Here is a 14,892-nt window from a genome sequence, read left to right as displayed (position 1 = left end):
CTGAATGACGGGCAAGAGCTATCCTGGAGTCATGACCGCCACGCCGACACCGGCCCCGCCCTCGCGGGCCGCGAGTACGCAGGCCCCGCCCGACGCGGACTTCCTGCGCCTGGACAACCAGATCTGCTTCTCCCTCAACGCCGCGTCGCGCGCCTTCGGCGGCCTCTACCGCGTGCTCCTCAAGGACCTCGGCCTCACCTACCCGCAGTACCTGGTGATGCTCGTGCTGTGGGAGCGGGGCGAGTTGCCCGTGAAGAAGCTCGGCGAGCACCTGCGGCTGGACTCCGGGACCCTGTCGCCGCTGCTGAAGCGGCTGGAGACGGCCGGTCTCGTACGCCGTGAGCGCAGCGCCCGCGACGAGCGGTCCGTGCACGTCCACCTCACCGGCGAGGGCGTCGCCCTGCGCGAGCGCGCACTGCTCGTACCGCGCCGGATCGGTGCCGCGACGGGCGCCACCCTCGACGAGATCCACGAGCTCCGGACCCGCCTGGACCGCCTGACCGCGGCACTGGACGCGGCGGCGCTCGCGGAGGCACAGGGACCCGGTCCGGCGTAAGAAGCACGGGGGTGCGGTTCGGCGCGGGAGGCACGGCAGCCCGTTCCGTCCGACCGGCCTACTCCGTGGCCCAGTCCGTGAACGGATGCGGCGGCTTGCGAACGTACAGCCGCAGGGTCACGCCCTTGCGTACGACCTCCTCGCGCGGCACGAACTCCTCGCCGACCACGGTGAGTTTGACCCGCTCGGTGGCGCTGCCCGGATACCAGGACGGCCGCAGCGCGAACGGCTCCGCGACCACCCACACCCGGTCGAGGCCGTCGAGCCGCCGCCGCAGCTCGTCGGGGTCCGTCTCCTGGCCGTACAGGGTCCCCGACACCGGCCCCGGTTTCCGGAGCGCGATGTCCCGCACCCCGCGGAAGCCCTTCGGATAGGCCAGCGCCGAGCGCCGCACGATCGAGGGGAGGAACAACACCGGGTCCCCCGGGCGCAGTTCGCGTCCGGCGGTGGCGGAGACGGCGGCGAGGTTGTCGGGACGGCGGTCCGGAGCGCGGTCCTGCCGCAGGACGGGGAGCTGCCAGACGAAGACGAGGGCGATGGCGAGGACGCCGGTGAGAGTGTTCACGGCCGGCCTCGGCACCATCCCCAGCAGGCGTTCCGCCCCGGCCGCGGCCAGCAGCGGCGCCCCGGCGAGGGCGTACAGCACATAGCGCTCGTCGTAGAGCGGCCAGAAGCGGGACACGCCCATCAGCACCGCGGGCGGGATGACCAGCAGGGGCAGGGCGACCGCCGCCGGCGTCAGTTCGCCGCGTCGGCCGAGCGGGGGGCACAGGGCCAGCGCGACGAGGAGCAGATACGGCAGGAGAACCAGCCGCGCCGGTCCCGCGAAGGCCCGCAGCAGCCGGTCCACGCTGTCGAGGCCGGGCGCCGACAGCCACGCGACCTGCGCGGACTGCTCCTTGGAGACGAGGGCGAGCGGCAGCAGGACCAGCACCACGGCGCCGGCCGCCAGGCCCCACCCCCGCCACACCCGCCTGGGCACGCGGCTGAGCGCCAGGGTCGTCGCGTGGGCGAGCAGCACCAGCACCGCGAACTCGTGCAGCAGACAGGAGAGGGCGACCGTCCCGCCGTACGCCCACCAGCTTCCCGTCCGCACGGCCCGCACCAGCAGCAGCGTGGCCCCGGCGACACCGGCCGCGACCAGCGCGTACGACCGTCCCTCCTGCGCGAAGTGCCCGGCCATCGGCGTGACCGCGTACAGCAGGCCGGCCCACAGACCGGCCCGCGGACCGCACAGGCGGACGCCCAGGGCGGCGACCAGGCCCGCGGTCGCGGCGGCCCCGCAGACCGAGGGGAGCCGCAGGGCGACCTCGCCGGGGTGCGCGGCGAGGACGACGTGCATGAGGAGGTAGTACAGGCCGTGCACCGCGTCCACGCTGTGCAGCAGCTGCCAGATCTGCGGGACCGAGCGCCGCGCGACCTGGAAGGTGACGGCCTCGTCACGCCACATGCCGCCGCGGTCGAGGCCCCAGAGTCCGATCGCGAACATGACCGCCACGGGCACCGACACGGCCACGGCCTCGGTCCGTCCGATACCCGACCGCCTCGCCCATGAGCTCACCATGAGCAAGATCTTGTGCGATTAAACAACCTTTGCCGGGCATTGACGGCGTATCAACCCTTTTGTCCCATCCGTGCGGCTTACGATCCAGCCTTGATGAGCACCTCGCCGAAACACCGCCGTCTGTCCCTCCTCGCCCTCGCGTGGCTCGCGAGCCGTGCCCTGATGCTGTGGCTGCTCGCCCACGACCATCTGCGTCCGCTCGGCGGGGGTGGGGTATCGCGCGAGGTCAGCAACCTGTACTTCCGCTGGTACGGCGTGCTGTCGCACGGCACCTTCCCGGTGGGCGACCGGCTGTGGCAGTACCCGCCGGGCGCGGGACCCGTACTGCTCGCGCCGGCGCTGCTGCCGGCCCTGACCTACTTCACGGCCTTCGTGGCGCTCACCCTCGCCACGGACGCCGTGATCACGATCGCCCTCGCGCGCGCGGGCACCCGTCCTGGCCGGGCGCTGCTCGGCGCTGCCCTGTGGACGGCGGCGCTGCCACTCCTGCTGCACCTGCCGCTCGTGCGCTACGACGTGCAGGTCACCGCCTTCGCCGTCATCTCCCTGTTGACGTTGTCGCGCTCCACGCGCGCGTGCGGCGCGATCGCGGCGCTGGGGACGCTGGTGAAGGTCTGGCCCGCGCTCGCGCTCATCGGCACCCCGAAGGGCCGTACGACCCGGCAGACCTGGACGTCGGCGGTGGTCACTGCGGTCGCCATGCTCATGCTGCTGGTCGCCGCGTTCGGCGATCCCTTCGGCTTCCTGCGCCAGCAGGGCGGCCGGGGCGTCCAGATCGAGTCGCTCGGCGGCACCGTCCTGGGGCTCGCGCGGCACGCCGGGTGGCCGGGAACCGCGCGCTACCAGTACGGCGCCATGGAGTTCGTCGGCCCCTACGTCTCCGCCGTCGCGGCCCTCTCGCTCGCCCTCACCGTCGCCGCCTTCGGGCTCCTGCTGCTGTGGCGGGTACGCGCGCGGCACTGGACGCCGGCGACTCCGTACGACGCCGCCCTCGCCGCCGTACTGCTCTTCACCGTGACGAGCCGGGTGATCAGCCCCCAGTACATGGTGTGGCTGCTCGGTCTGGCCGCCGTGTGCCTGACCTCCCGGCACACCACGCAACGCCCGGTGGCGGCGCTGATCGTGGCGGCGACGGCGGTCAGCACGGTCGTGTATCCGGTGATGTACGGAGAGGTCATCCACAGCACGTGGACGGGCTGTCTGCTGATGCTCGTACGGAACGGTCTGCTGGCGGCCGCCGCGGCGCTGTCCTTCACCCGGCTGTGGCGGTCGGGCCCGGTCGTGACGGGCTGGGTGACCTCGGGTGCGGCGGCCCGGGACCCGATCCTCGTCCACGCCGCGTCCCGGGCAAGTCGGCCCTGAGGCCGCGACCGGCGCCGACCGCCGTCGACGGCCCGTCGGGCGCCTGATTCACTGTTACGCGACCGAAGGACGGACACGGGCCGGGCCACGGGTTCACGGACCCCCGGGGCCACCGGGCCCACTCACGAGGGGACGGCCGCACATGACCTGGCTGATCACCGGCGGCGCCGGCTACATCGGGGCGCATGTCGTGCGCTCGATGCTCGACGCGGGCGAACAGACCGTGGTCTACGACGACCTGTCCACGGGAATCGCCGAGCGGGTGCCCTCCGGCGTTCCGCTGGTGGTCGGCTCGACCCTGGACGCCGGGACCCTGGCCCGCACGATTGAGGAGCACTCCGTCACCGGCGTCGTACACCTGGCGGCGAAGAAGCAGGTCGGCGAGTCGGTGGACCTCCCGCTGCTCTACTACCGGGAGAACGTCGAGGGCCTGCGGGTGCTGCTGGAGGCGGCGACCGCGGCGTCCGTCCGGTCCTTCGTCTTCTCGTCCTCGGCGGCGGTGTACGGGATGCCCGATGTGGAGCTGGTGACGGAGGAGACGCCGTGCCTGCCGATGAGCCCGTACGGCGAGACGAAGCTGGCGGGCGAGTGGCTGGTCCGCGCGACGGGCCGCGCCACGGGCCTGTCGACCGCCTCCCTGCGCTACTTCAACGTGGCGGGGGCGGCGACGCCCGAACTCGCCGACACCGGCGTCTTCAACCTGGTCCCCATGGTCTTCGAGAAGCTCACCGAGAACGCGTCGCCGCGCATCTTCGGCGACGACTACCCGACTCCCGACGGGACTTGCGTACGTGACTACATCCACGTCGTGGACCTGGCGGAGGCCCATGTGGCCGCGGCCCGCGCCCTCCAGGCGTCCCCGGGCCGGGACCTGACCCTCAACATCGGCCGCGGGGAAGGCGTTTCGGTCCGCGAGATGATCGACCTCATCAACGCGGCCACCGGCTACGACCGCCCCGCGGTGACCGTCCCCCGCCGCCCCGGCGACCCGGCCCGCGTGGTGGCCTCGGCCGACCGCGCCTCCGTGGAACTGGGCTGGAAGGCGAAGTACGACGTCCAGGACATGATCAGCTCGGCGTGGGCGGGTTGGGTACGGCTGCGTCCGGAGGCGGCGCGGGACTAGACACCCACCACCGGACTCAAGACGGCTTGGCCAGACACCCACCACCGGGCTCAAGGCGGCCTGGCTAGACACCCACCACCCGGCTGAAGAGCTGGGGGAAGGTGACGCCGGTCAGCCGCTCGGACGCCGCCCACAGCCGGACCGCGGACTCCGCGTCGCTGGCCGCGGCCGACCGGCCGACGAGCGCCGGGCCGCCGCGCATCTCGCCGAATCCGTCCGGTCCGACGTAACTGGCGCCGGGCAGGTCCTCGGTGGCGGCGTACAGCGTGGGCAGGGCGCCGGCCCTGTTGTCCTGGGCGATGAGGCGGTTACCCACCGCCATGAGGGCCCGCCGCGCGAGGCTGGCGTCGTGGCCCTGGAGGTTGGTGGCGGCCCAGCCGGGGTGCGCGGCGAGGGCCCGCACCGACGATCCCTCGGCGGCCAGCCTGCTCTGGAGCTCCAGGGTGAAGAGCAGGTTGGCGAGCTTGGACTGGCTGTAGGCGGCGGTGGGTGAGTACTCACCGGTCAGGTTCAGGTTGTGGAAGCGGATGTGTGTGCTGCCGGGGATCCGGTGGGCGCCCGACGACACGGTGACCACGCGGTCGGTGACGTACGGCAGCAGCAGGTTCGTCAGGGCGAAGTGCCCCAGGTGATTGGTCCCGAACTGCATCTCGAAGCCGTCCTTGGTGCTGGCCTCGGGGATGTTCATGACGCCCGCGTTGTTGATCAGCAGGTCAAGGGGGCCCTGCCAGGAATCGGCGAACTCGCGCACGGAGGCGAGGTCCGCGAGGTCCAGGCGGCGCACCTCGACACTGCCTCTGGCGCCCCGGACGGTACGGGCTGCCGCCTCGCCGCGCTGCGGGTCCCGCACGGCGAGCACGACGTGCGCGCCCGCGTGGGCCAGGGCGTCGACGGTGGCGATACCGAGCCCGCTGTTGGCGCCGGTCACCACAGCCGTGCGGCCGCTCTGGTCGACGAGGTCGCTTGCGTTCCACTTCTGCTTGGTAGCCATGACCTGAATGTAGGCGTCGACAACAATGCTGTCAACGCCAACAATGCTGTCGTTGTCAACAATGATGCCGCTGCCAACAAAGGTGACAGCGACAACAAAGGTGACGGCGTCAACAATGTAGCCAGCGGACACATGGCTACTACACTGACAGGCATGCAGACTCGCCAGACACGTCGTTACCACCACGGAGACCTGCGCGCCGCGCTGCTGACCCGCGCCGAGGAGACGCTCAGGGAGAAGGGCCCGGCCGCCCTGTCCCTGCGCGAACTGGCCCGTGACCTGGGCGTCAGCCACGCCGCGCCGAGCCGGCACTTCAAGGACAAGCAGTCGCTGCTCGACGCGCTGGGCCAGGTCGGTTTCGCCCGCCTCGGCGAGACGCTGACGGCGTCGCAGGTGTCGGCGGGCGAGTCCTTCGCCGACCGCCTGGGCGCCCTGGCCCGCGCCTACGTCGGCTTCGCCGGTGGCAACGCGGAACTGCTGGACCTGATGTTCTCGATCAAGCACGACCCCGAGGCCTCCGAGGCCCTGGTCCGCGCCGCCCAGGACATGTCCACCCTCGCCACGCGCCTGATCACCGAGGGCCAGCGCCGCGGCGAGGTCCGCCCCGGCCCCGTCGAGAGCATCGCCGTCCCCCTCTTCACCACCCTCCACGGCTTCGCCAGCATCGCCGTCAGCGGCACCCACCCCTCCCAGACCCCCGACGAAGACCTGGAAAACATCATCGCCTTCACCCTCAGAGGCTGCGCCCCGGACGCCCCGGAGCGGGACGGGGACTCCCGCACGCCCTCCCTGTGACCGCCACCCACCCCTAGCATCACCCCCATGACAGCCAAGACGACAGGTCCAGCCGACGGGACGGCATCGGCAGCGGCGGTCTATGACCAACATGCCGACTGGTACGAGGAGTTCATGTCGGATGCCGGGCCCGGGGGGTATGTGCGGCGGGTGCACGGGGCGCTCGGAGGGCTGATGGAGGCCGGGGACGGGGTGTGTCTGGACGTCTGTTGCGGGACGGGGGCGCACGCGTCCGTGCCGGCCGGGCTGGGGTGGGCGCCGGTGGGGGTGGATCTGTCGGGCGGTCAACTGCGGCACGCGGTGGGGCGGTTGCCCGTCGCGCGGGCGGACGCCACCGCGCTGCCGTTCACGGACGCCTCGCTGCCCGCCGCCGTCTGCGTGCTGGCGCACACGGACCTGCCCGACTACCCGGCGGTGCTCCGCGAGATCTCCCGCGTGCTGCGCCCCGGCGGCCGTTTCACGCACCTGGGCGTACACCCCTGCTACATCGGGGCGTTCGCGGACTGGAGCGACGGGCCGAGGGTCGTCGTCGACGAGCGGTACGCCGAGCGCTCCCGCACCTTCGACGCGTGGAACCCCCAGGGAGTCCGCGCCCGCGTCGGCGCCTGGCACCTCCCGCTCGCGGACCTCCTCAACGCCACCTCGGACGCGGGCCTGCGGATCGTACGCACCGTCGAGGCAGGCCCCGGCGGCATCCCGGACCTGTTCGGATTCCTCGCCGTGAAACCGGCGGCGCCAAAAGGGGCGGGCGGGACGGGGCAGGACGCCGCCCCCGTCCTCACAACGCCCTGAGCGCCGCCGCCGTGGCGCGGGCGAGACCGGCCAGATAGCCCTTGGGCAGCTTGGGGCCGCGCACCACGACCGCCCGCCAGTACAGCGGCCCGGACATCAGGTCGAGCGCGAGGTCGAGGCTGATCCCCTCGCGGACCTCGCCCCGGGCCGCCGCCGCCGCGACGATCCCGTTCGCGACGCCCTGCTGACCCTCGCGCAGCGCCTTCTGCATGGCGTCGGCGATCTCGGGGTTGCGGGCCGCCTCGGCCTGGAGGTCGGGGATGATCTGGCCGGCCACGGGGTGCCGCAAGGCGCGTGAGGTGACCTCGTACAGCAGCCGCAGGTCGCCCTCCAGGGAGCCGGTGTCCGGCGCGGGCAGCCCCTGGACCGCCACCGCCGAGACCAGGTCGAGGACGAGGTGGAGCTTGGAGCGCCACCGCCGGTACACCGCCGTCTTGCCCACGCCCGCGCGGCGGGCGATGCCCTCGATGGACATCCGGGCATAACCGACGGCCGCGAGCTCCTCGAAGACGGCGACGCGGATGGCCTCGGTCACATCCTCCCGCAGGACGGCCGCGCCCGCGGGCGCCCGGCGTCGCGCGGGCTTCCCCGAGCCTGCACCGGTTCCCGCCCCGGTCCCGGCCTTGCCCCGGGTCACGGTGCCGGTCGCGGTCGCGGTGGCATCGGCGTTCGTCGTCATGCTTTCCAGCATAGGGCGTGACGACGAAACGGTTGCGTTCCGACGTGGAAAAGGCCTACTCTCACGTTGCGACGATACGGTCCCGTCCCGACGTAAGAAGACGGCAAAGACGACGTAAGAAGCAGGTCAAGGACGACGGACCGGACCGCCTCGCAACCCACCCCCCGAGCGAAAGCAGCGGATGTGAGCCAGGTCCTCGACACACCGCCCCCGGTGTCGGCCTCCCCTGCCGACAAGACAGCCGGCCACCCCGCCGCCGAGACCTCCGAGGCGCTCGCCGCCCGGTACGGGCTCAGCGTCAGCGGTGCCCGCCCCTCCCTGCCCGACTACATCCGCCAGCTGTGGGCGCGGCGCCACTTCATCACCGCCTTCGCCACCGCCCGGCTCACCGCCCAGTACAGCCAGGCGAAGCTCGGCCAGGTCTGGCAGGTGGCGACCCCGCTGCTCAACGCGGCGGTCTACTACTTCATCTTCGGCGTCCTGATGGGCACCAGCAGGGGCATCCCCGACTACATCCCGTTCCTGGTCACCGGCGTCTTCGTGTGGACCTTCACGCAGAGCTCGATCATGTCGGGCACCAAGGCCATCTCCGGCTCCATCGGGCTCGTCCGGGCCCTGCACTTCCCGCGGGCCGCGCTTCCGGTGTCGTACTGCCTCCAGCAGCTCCAGCAGCTGCTGTTCTCCATGTGCGCGCTGGTCGTGATCCTGCTCGCCTTCGGAGTGCCGGTCAGCGCGTCCTGGCTGCTGATCGTCCCCGCCCTCACGCTCCAGTTCGTCTTCAACGCGGGCGTCGCGATGATCATGGCGCGGATGGGCGCGAAGTTCCCCGACATCTCGCAGCTCATGCCGTTCCTGCTGCGGACCTGGATGTACATCTCGGGCGTCATGTGGAGCATCGAGAAGGTCCTCAAGCACCAGGACCTGCCCCACTGGGTCCTGGTCGCGCTCCAGTCCAACCCCGCCGCCGTCTACATCGACCTGATGCGGTTCGCGCTGATCGACAGCTTCCACGCCGGTCAGCTGCCGCCGCACGTGTGGGCGGTCGCGACGGGCTGGGCGCTGCTCGCCGGCGTCGGCGGGTTCCTGTACTTCTGGAAGGCTGAGGAGACGTACGGCCGTGGCTGACATCATCACGAAGAGCACCGCCAGGAGCGGGGCCGGCGTCGAGACGCCGCTGGGCACCGCCGAGACCGTCGCCAACACGGACTCCTCCGGCGAGCCCATCCCCACCGTCATCGTCGACGGCGTCGACATCATCTACCGCGTCAACGGCACCGGCGGCGGCCGCGGTTCCGCCACCGCCGCGCTCAACCGCATGCTGCGCCGCGGCAAGACCGAGAAGGCCTCCGGCGTGCGCAAGGTGCACGCCGTCAAGAACGTCTCCTTCACGGCGTACCGCGGCGAGGCCATCGGCCTGATCGGCACCAACGGCTCGGGCAAGTCCACGCTGCTCAAGGCGTGCGCGGGCCTCCTCCCGGTGGAGAACGGCAAGATCTACACCGACGGCCAGCCCTCCCTGCTCGGCGTCAACGCGGCCCTGATGGGCGACCTCACCGGCGAGCGCAACGTCTACCTCGGCGGCCTCGCGATGGGCATGTCCAAGGAACAGGTGCGCGAGCGCTACCAGGAGATCGTCGACTTCTCCGGCATCAACGAGAAGGGCGACTTCATCACGCTGCCGATGCGGACGTACTCCTCCGGCATGTCGGCCCGTCTCCGGTTCTCCATCGCCGCCGCCAAGGACCACGACGTCCTGCTGATCGACGAGGCCCTCGCGACGGGTGACCGCTCCTTCCAGAAGCGCTCCGAGGCCCGCATCCGGGAGCTGCGCAAGACCGCGGGCACCGTCTTCCTGGTGAGCCACAACAACAAGTCGATCCGCGACACCTGCGACCGGGTGCTCTGGCTGGAGCGCGGCGAGCTGCGGCTGGACGGCCCGACCGGGGAAGTCCTCAAGGAGTACGAGAAGTTCACGGGCAAGTAGACCCGCACCGACGGAAAAGGGGGCGCCCCCAGCTGTGACAGCTGGGGGCGCCCCCTTCGGCGTACCGCAGGAAATCCTGACCCCGTACGGCTATGAATGCGTCCGCAGCAGCGTCCGCATGGTCCGCATGGCCACCGACAGATTCGCCAGGTCGAACGAGTCCGAGCCGCGGATCTCCTCCAGGGTCGCGCGGGCCCGGCCGAGGATCGCCGCGTTCTTCTCCTCCCAGGCCTTGAAGCGCTGCTCGGGAGTGGAGGTGCCGTTGCCCACCGTCAACACGTCGGCGGTGAGGGCCGCGTGGGCCGCGTACAGGTCCTCGCGGATGGAGGCGCGGGCCATCGACTGCCAGCGGTCGGCGCGCGGAAGCTCGATGATGCGGTCCATCAACTGGGTGATGCCGAGGCGGTCGGCGAGGTCGTAGTAGACCTCGGCCACCGCCATCGGGTCCTTCCCGGTGCGGTCGGCCACCGCGACGATGTCCAGGGTCGGGAAGGCCGAGGAGAACCCGGCGACCCGCGTGGCGAGTTCGTCCGGGACGCCCGCGCCCGACAGCTCGTCGAAGATCTGCTGGTACCACTCCAGGTCCGCGCCGCGCAGCAACTTGGGCAGCTGCGACCACACTTGCTCGACCCCGTCGCTGAAGAAGTCGATGGTCTCGGCGAGTTGGAGTGGCTGCGGCCGGTTGTTCAGCAGCCAGCGCGTGCCGCGCTCGACGAGCCGGCGGGAGTGCAGCCGGATCCGGGTCTGGACGTCGGCGGCGACGACATTGTCGAGCGCCTCCACCGCGTCCCACACCTGGCTCGACTCGAAGATCGCACGGGCGGCGGTCTGCGCCCGGACGATCTCCTCCAGCGAGGCGCCGGTCTCCTCACGCAGACGGTGCAGGAAGCTCGTACCACCGGTGTTGACCGTGTCGTTGACCAGCACGGTCGTCACGATCTCGCGGCGCAGCGCGTGCGCGTCGATCTGCTCGCGGTACTTCTCGCGCAACGCGGTCGGGAAGTACGCGTGCAACAGCCGCTGGAGGTAAGGGTCGTCGGGCAGTGAGGTGGCGAGCAGCGCGTCGGAGACCGTGATCTTCGTGTACGCGAGGAGGACGGCCGTCTCCGGACCGGTCAGCCCCTGCCCGGAGTTGAGCCGCTCGCGGATCTGCCGGTCGGTGGGCAGGAACTCCAGGGCGCGGTCGAGGTGCCCCTCCCTGACCAGGTGGCGCATGAAGCGCTGCTGGGCGTGGAGCATGTCGGGCGACTGGGCGAGCGCGTTGGAGATCGCCACGTTCTGCGCGTAGTTGTTGCGCAGGACCAGGGCTCCGACCTCGTCGGTCATCTCGGCGAGCAGCTTGTTGCGCTGCTTGACGGTCTGGTCGCCGTTGGTCACCACCGCGTTGAGCAGGATCTTGATGTTCACCTCGTGGTCGGAGGTGTCCACGCCCGCGCTGTTGTCGATCGCGTCGGTGTTGATCCTGCCGCCGTGCTGCGCGAACTCGATGCGGCCGAGCTGGGTGAGCCCCAGGTTGCCGCCCTCGCCCACGACCTTGACCCGCAGGTCGGCGCCGTCGACGCGGATGGCGTCGTTGGCCTTGTCGCCGACGTCCGCGTGCGTCTCGACGGACGCCTTCACGTACGTACCGATGCCGCCGTTCCACAGCAGGTCGACCGGCGCCTTCAGGATCGCCTTCATCAGGTCGGCCGGGGTCATCTTGGCGACGCCTGCCTCGATGCCGAGGGCCTCGCGGATGTGCGCGTTGATCGGGATGGCCTTGGCGGTCCGCGGGAAGACGCCGCCGCCGGCGGAGATCAGCCCGCTGTCGTAGTCGGCCCACGAGGAGCGCGGCAGCTCGAAGAGACGGCGCCGCTCGGCGTACGACGTCGCGGAGTCCGGCTTCGGGTCGATGAAGATGTGCCGGTGGTCGAAGGCCGCGACCAGCCGGATGTGCTCGCTGAGCAGCATGCCGTTGCCGAACACGTCACCGGACATGTCACCGACGCCGACCACCGTGAAGTCCTGCGTCTGGGTGTTCACGCCCAGCTCACGGAAGTGCCGCTTGACGGACTCCCAGGCACCGCGCGCGGTGATGCCCATCTTCTTGTGGTCGTACCCGGCGGAACCGCCGGAGGCGAAGGCGTCGCCGAGCCAGAAGTTGTAGCTCTCGGCGACCCCGTTGGCGATGTCCGAGAAGGTCGCGGTGCCCTTGTCGGCGGCGACGACGAGATAGGTGTCGTCCTCGTCGTGCCGTACGACGTCCACGGGCGGGACGACCTCACCGGCCACCATGTTGTCGGTGATGTCGAGCAGTGCGGAGATGAAGGTCTTGTAGCTCCTGATGCCCTCGGCGAGCCACGCGTCGCGGTCCACGGACGGGTCGGGCAGCTGCTTGGCGACGAATCCGCCCTTGGCGCCGACGGGCACGATGACGGTGTTCTTCACCATCTGCGCCTTGACCAGCCCGAGGATCTCTGTCCGGAAGTCTTCCTTCCGGTCGGACCAGCGCAGACCACCACGTGCCACCTTGCCGAACCGCAGGTGAACACCCTCGACGCGCGGTGAGTACACCCAGATCTCGTACGCCGGACGCGGCGCCGGCAGGTCCGGGATGGCCTGCGGGTCGAACTTCATGGAGACGTACTCATGGGGCTTCGCGCCCAGCGCCTCCTGGAAGAAGTTGGTCCGCAGGGTCGCCTTGATGACGGTGAGGAAGGACCGCAGGATCCGGTCCTCGTCCAGGCTGGCCACCTGGTCGAGCGCGGCCTCCAGCTCCTCCATCAGCGCGTCGGTCAGCTCGACACCGGCGCGCTGGCGGTCCGGCGACATCCGCGCCTCGAAGAGGGAGACGAGCAGCCGGGTGGTGTGGACGTTGTTGCGGAGGGTGTCCTCCATGTAGTCCTGGCTGAAGGTCGAGCCCGCCTGGCGCAGGTACTTGGCGTACGCGCGCAGCACCATCGCCTGCCGCCAGCTGAGCCCGGCGCTCAGCACCAGCGCGTTGAAGCCGTCGTTCTCGGCGGCGCCGGTCCAGGTGGCGGCGAAGGCCTGCTGGAACCGCTCGCGGCCGTCGTCGCCGAGCGTGTCCCCGTTGCCGTTGAGCGACTTGGGCAGGCGCAGGCCGAAGTCGTAGATCCAGGCGGTCGTACGGTCCGAGCAGCGCAGCTCGTACGGGCGCTCGTCGATGACCTCGACACCCATGCGGTTGATCGCGGGGAGCACCGCGGAGAGTGAGACCTGCTCACCCGTGCGGTAGATCTTGAAGCGGCGCTCGCCGGGGCCCGCGCCGACCGGCTCGTACAGGCTGAGGGCGAAGTCCTTGGTGTCGTCCTTGGCCAGCTCATCCAGGTGGACCAGGTCGGCGACGGCCGCGCGCGGGTTGTGGTCGGCCTTGTATCCCTCGGGGAACGCGCCCCCGTACCTGCGCACCAGTTCGGCCGCGCGCTCCTCGCCCAGCTCGGCGGTCAACGCCTCCCCGAAACCGTCGGCCCACGAGCGGGCGGCCTCGACGAGCCGCGCCTCGATGCGCTCCTTGTCGGTGTCGGAGAGCTGCGGCAGTTCGGTGCCCTGCTCGACCCGGACCACGAAGTGCAGCCGGGACAGGATCGACTCGGTGTTCCAGGCCGTGAAGTCGACGCTGGTGCCGTTCAGTTCTTCCTTGAGGATGTCGATGATCCGCAGGCGCACGCCGGTGGTGTAGCGGTCGCGCGGGAGGTAGACGAGCGCGGAGTAGTAACGCCCGTACTCGTCCTGGCGCAGGTACAGCCGCAGCCGGCGCCGCTCCTGGAGGTAGAGGACGGAGGTGACGATGGACCGCAGTTCGTCCGCCGGGGTCTGGAACAGCTCGTCGCGGGGGTAGGTCTCCAGGATCTGGAGCAGGTCGCGCCCGTCGTGGCTGTTGGGCGAGAACCCGGCACCGCGCAGGACCTCCTCGACCTTGCGGCGCACCACGGGAACCCGCCGCACCGACTCGGTGTACGCGGCGGAGGAGAAGAGCCCGAGGAAGCGCCGCTCGCCGATCACGTTGCCGTCGGCGTCGAACTTCTTCACACCGACGTAGTCGAGGTACGACGGACGGTGCACGGTGGATCGGCTGTTGGCCTTGGTCAGCACCAGCATCCTGTGCTCGCGGGCCTTGGCGCGGGCGTCCGCGGGGAGCCGCTCGAAGGACGGGCTGACCGGGTGGCTGTCCTCGCCGACGTGCCGCGGGTCGGAGCGCAGGATGCCGAGGCCGGTGCCGGCCACGGCGGCGAGGGCGTCGTCGTCCCGCAGTTCGTACTCCCGGTATCCCAGGAAGGTGAAGTGGTCCTCGGCGAGCCAGCGCAGCAGCTCCCGGGCCTCCTCGACCTCCTGGTCGCGCAGGTCGTCGGCGGTCGGCTCCTTGGGCAGCTCCTCCGCGATGCGCAGCGCGGCGTCGCGCATCTTCTCCCAGTCCTCGACGGTCTCGCGGACGTCGGAGAGCACGCGCAGCAGGTCGGCGGTGATCTGCTTGAGATCCGCGCGGTCGGTCTCGCGGTCGACCTCGACATGGATCCAGGACTCGACGGCCGCGTCGTGCGGGAGATCGCCGGTGGGCCGGGTCGGCAGGACCTCGACGAGCTTGCCGGTGACGTCGCGCCGTACGACGACCTGGGGGTGGATGACGAGGTGGATGCCGCGCGCCTGGCGGGACAGCTCGTTGGTGACCGAGTCGACGAGGAAGGGCATGTCGTCGGTCACGACCTCGACGACGGAGTGGCTGCAGGTCCAGCCGTTCTCCTCGACGGTCGGTGTGTGGACCCGCACGTTGGCCGTGCCCTGGGGACGGTTCTCGGCCAGTCGGTAGTGCGAGAAGGCGGCTCCGAAGACGTCGACCGGATCACGGTCGGTCAGGTCCTCCGCTGCGGTGTGCAGGTAGTAGCGCTGGAGGAACGCGAACACGGTGTCCCGGTCAGGAGTGTCCTCGCCCGTCGTCCCAGTCGGTAGGTGCCCCCCGACCGGGCTGTTCTCAGCTACCCGGGCGGCCCGTTCGAGCAGCTCGGCCTTGGCTTCGTCCAGCTTGGTCTGCATTGTCCTCTGGCTCCTGTC

At 70.8% G+C, this 14,892-nt stretch carries 11 protein-coding genes; 7 read left to right on the top strand and 4 right to left on the bottom strand.

All coding sequences use genetic code 11. From position 1 onward, the window contains the following. Positions 1–31 precede the first annotated feature (31 nt). Positions 32–556, top strand: coding sequence for a MarR family winged helix-turn-helix transcriptional regulator (locus ACIP79_RS15890; RefSeq protein ID WP_401223499.1), 525 nt, complete (start codon positions 32–34; stop codon positions 554–556). 58 nt (positions 557–614) lie between these two features. On the opposite strand, the gene ACIP79_RS15885 is transcribed toward ACIP79_RS15890, so the two are convergent. After that, positions 615–2,120, bottom strand: a complete 1,506-nt coding sequence (locus ACIP79_RS15885) for a glycosyltransferase family 39 protein (protein WP_401223497.1) — start codon at positions 2,118–2,120, stop codon at positions 615–617. Positions 2,121–2,213: 93 nt separating this feature from the next. Between ACIP79_RS15885 and ACIP79_RS15880 the strand changes: the two genes are divergently transcribed. Together ACIP79_RS15880 and galE are read left to right on the top strand one after the other, a co-directional pair. Then, the gene (locus ACIP79_RS15880; protein WP_401223495.1) at positions 2,214–3,482 is read left to right on the top strand and encodes a glycosyltransferase 87 family protein; all 1,269 of its coding nucleotides are present in this window, start codon (positions 2,214–2,216) and stop codon (positions 3,480–3,482) included. Between the two features lie 142 nt (positions 3,483–3,624). After that, positions 3,625–4,605 (top strand): UDP-glucose 4-epimerase GalE, encoded by a 981-nt coding sequence (gene galE / locus ACIP79_RS15875; RefSeq protein ID WP_401223493.1) that lies wholly within the window; start codon positions 3,625–3,627, stop codon positions 4,603–4,605. Between the two features lie 64 nt (positions 4,606–4,669). On the opposite strand, the gene ACIP79_RS15870 is transcribed toward galE, so the two are convergent. After that, the gene (locus ACIP79_RS15870) at positions 4,670–5,596 is read right to left on the bottom strand and encodes an oxidoreductase (protein ID WP_401223491.1); all 927 of its coding nucleotides are present in this window, start codon (positions 5,594–5,596) and stop codon (positions 4,670–4,672) included. A gap of 153 nt (positions 5,597–5,749) precedes the next feature. Between ACIP79_RS15870 and ACIP79_RS15865 the strand changes: the two genes are divergently transcribed. Next, positions 5,750–6,391 (top strand): TetR/AcrR family transcriptional regulator, encoded by a 642-nt coding sequence (locus ACIP79_RS15865; RefSeq protein ID WP_401223489.1) that lies wholly within the window; start codon positions 5,750–5,752, stop codon positions 6,389–6,391. Positions 6,392–6,418: 27 nt separating this feature from the next. After that, the gene (locus ACIP79_RS15860; RefSeq protein ID WP_401223487.1) at positions 6,419–7,183 is read left to right on the top strand and encodes a class I SAM-dependent methyltransferase; all 765 of its coding nucleotides are present in this window, start codon (positions 6,419–6,421) and stop codon (positions 7,181–7,183) included. Here ACIP79_RS15860 and ACIP79_RS15855 read toward each other — a convergent pair. Beyond that, the gene (locus ACIP79_RS15855) at positions 7,170–7,874 is read right to left on the bottom strand and encodes a TetR/AcrR family transcriptional regulator (RefSeq protein ID WP_401223485.1); all 705 of its coding nucleotides are present in this window, start codon (positions 7,872–7,874) and stop codon (positions 7,170–7,172) included. The two genes, ACIP79_RS15860 and ACIP79_RS15855, sit on opposite strands and share 14 nt — an antisense overlap. 171 nt (positions 7,875–8,045) lie before the next feature. Between ACIP79_RS15855 and ACIP79_RS15850 the strand changes: the two genes are divergently transcribed. Together ACIP79_RS15850 and ACIP79_RS15845 are read left to right on the top strand one after the other, a co-directional pair. Next, on the top strand, positions 8,046–8,987 hold the full coding sequence (locus ACIP79_RS15850; RefSeq protein ID WP_401223484.1) for an ABC transporter permease: 942 nt from the start codon (positions 8,046–8,048) through the stop codon (positions 8,985–8,987). Between the two features lie 49 nt (positions 8,988–9,036). Continuing rightward, positions 9,037–9,846 (top strand): ABC transporter ATP-binding protein, encoded by an 810-nt coding sequence (locus ACIP79_RS15845; protein ID WP_401224254.1) that lies wholly within the window; start codon positions 9,037–9,039, stop codon positions 9,844–9,846. Positions 9,847–9,936: 90 nt separating this feature from the next. Here ACIP79_RS15845 and ACIP79_RS15840 read toward each other — a convergent pair whose 3' ends face one another. Further along, the gene (locus ACIP79_RS15840; RefSeq protein WP_401223482.1) at positions 9,937–14,874 is read right to left on the bottom strand and encodes an NAD-glutamate dehydrogenase; all 4,938 of its coding nucleotides are present in this window, start codon (positions 14,872–14,874) and stop codon (positions 9,937–9,939) included. Positions 14,875–14,892: the final 18 nt, after the last annotated feature.

It is taken from the genome of Streptomyces sp. NPDC088747 (assembly GCF_044751025.1).
Taxonomy (GTDB): domain Bacteria; phylum Actinomycetota; class Actinomycetes; order Streptomycetales; family Streptomycetaceae; genus Streptomyces.
The sequence above is the reverse complement of the archived record's forward strand: the minus strand, read 5'-3'. Positions and strand labels throughout refer to the sequence as shown.

Coding starts and splice junctions, on each gene's coding strand:
- ACIP79_RS15890 (WP_401223499.1), top strand. CDS start 32: ATGACCGCCACGCCGACACCGGCCCCGCCCTCGCGGGCCGCGAGTACG.
- ACIP79_RS15840 (WP_401223482.1), bottom strand. CDS start 14,874: ATGCAGACCAAGCTGGACGAAGCCAAGGCCGAGCTGCTCGAACGGGCC.
- ACIP79_RS15870 (WP_401223491.1), bottom strand. CDS start 5,596: ATGGCTACCAAGCAGAAGTGGAACGCAAGCGACCTCGTCGACCAGAGC.
- ACIP79_RS15885 (WP_401223497.1), bottom strand. CDS start 2,120: ATGGTGAGCTCATGGGCGAGGCGGTCGGGTATCGGACGGACCGAGGCC.
- ACIP79_RS15855 (WP_401223485.1), bottom strand. CDS start 7,874: ATGCTGGAAAGCATGACGACGAACGCCGATGCCACCGCGACCGCGACC.
- galE (WP_401223493.1), top strand. CDS start 3,625: ATGACCTGGCTGATCACCGGCGGCGCCGGCTACATCGGGGCGCATGTC.
- ACIP79_RS15880 (WP_401223495.1), top strand. CDS start 2,214: ATGAGCACCTCGCCGAAACACCGCCGTCTGTCCCTCCTCGCCCTCGCG.
- ACIP79_RS15860 (WP_401223487.1), top strand. CDS start 6,419: ATGACAGCCAAGACGACAGGTCCAGCCGACGGGACGGCATCGGCAGCG.
- ACIP79_RS15865 (WP_401223489.1), top strand. CDS start 5,750: ATGCAGACTCGCCAGACACGTCGTTACCACCACGGAGACCTGCGCGCC.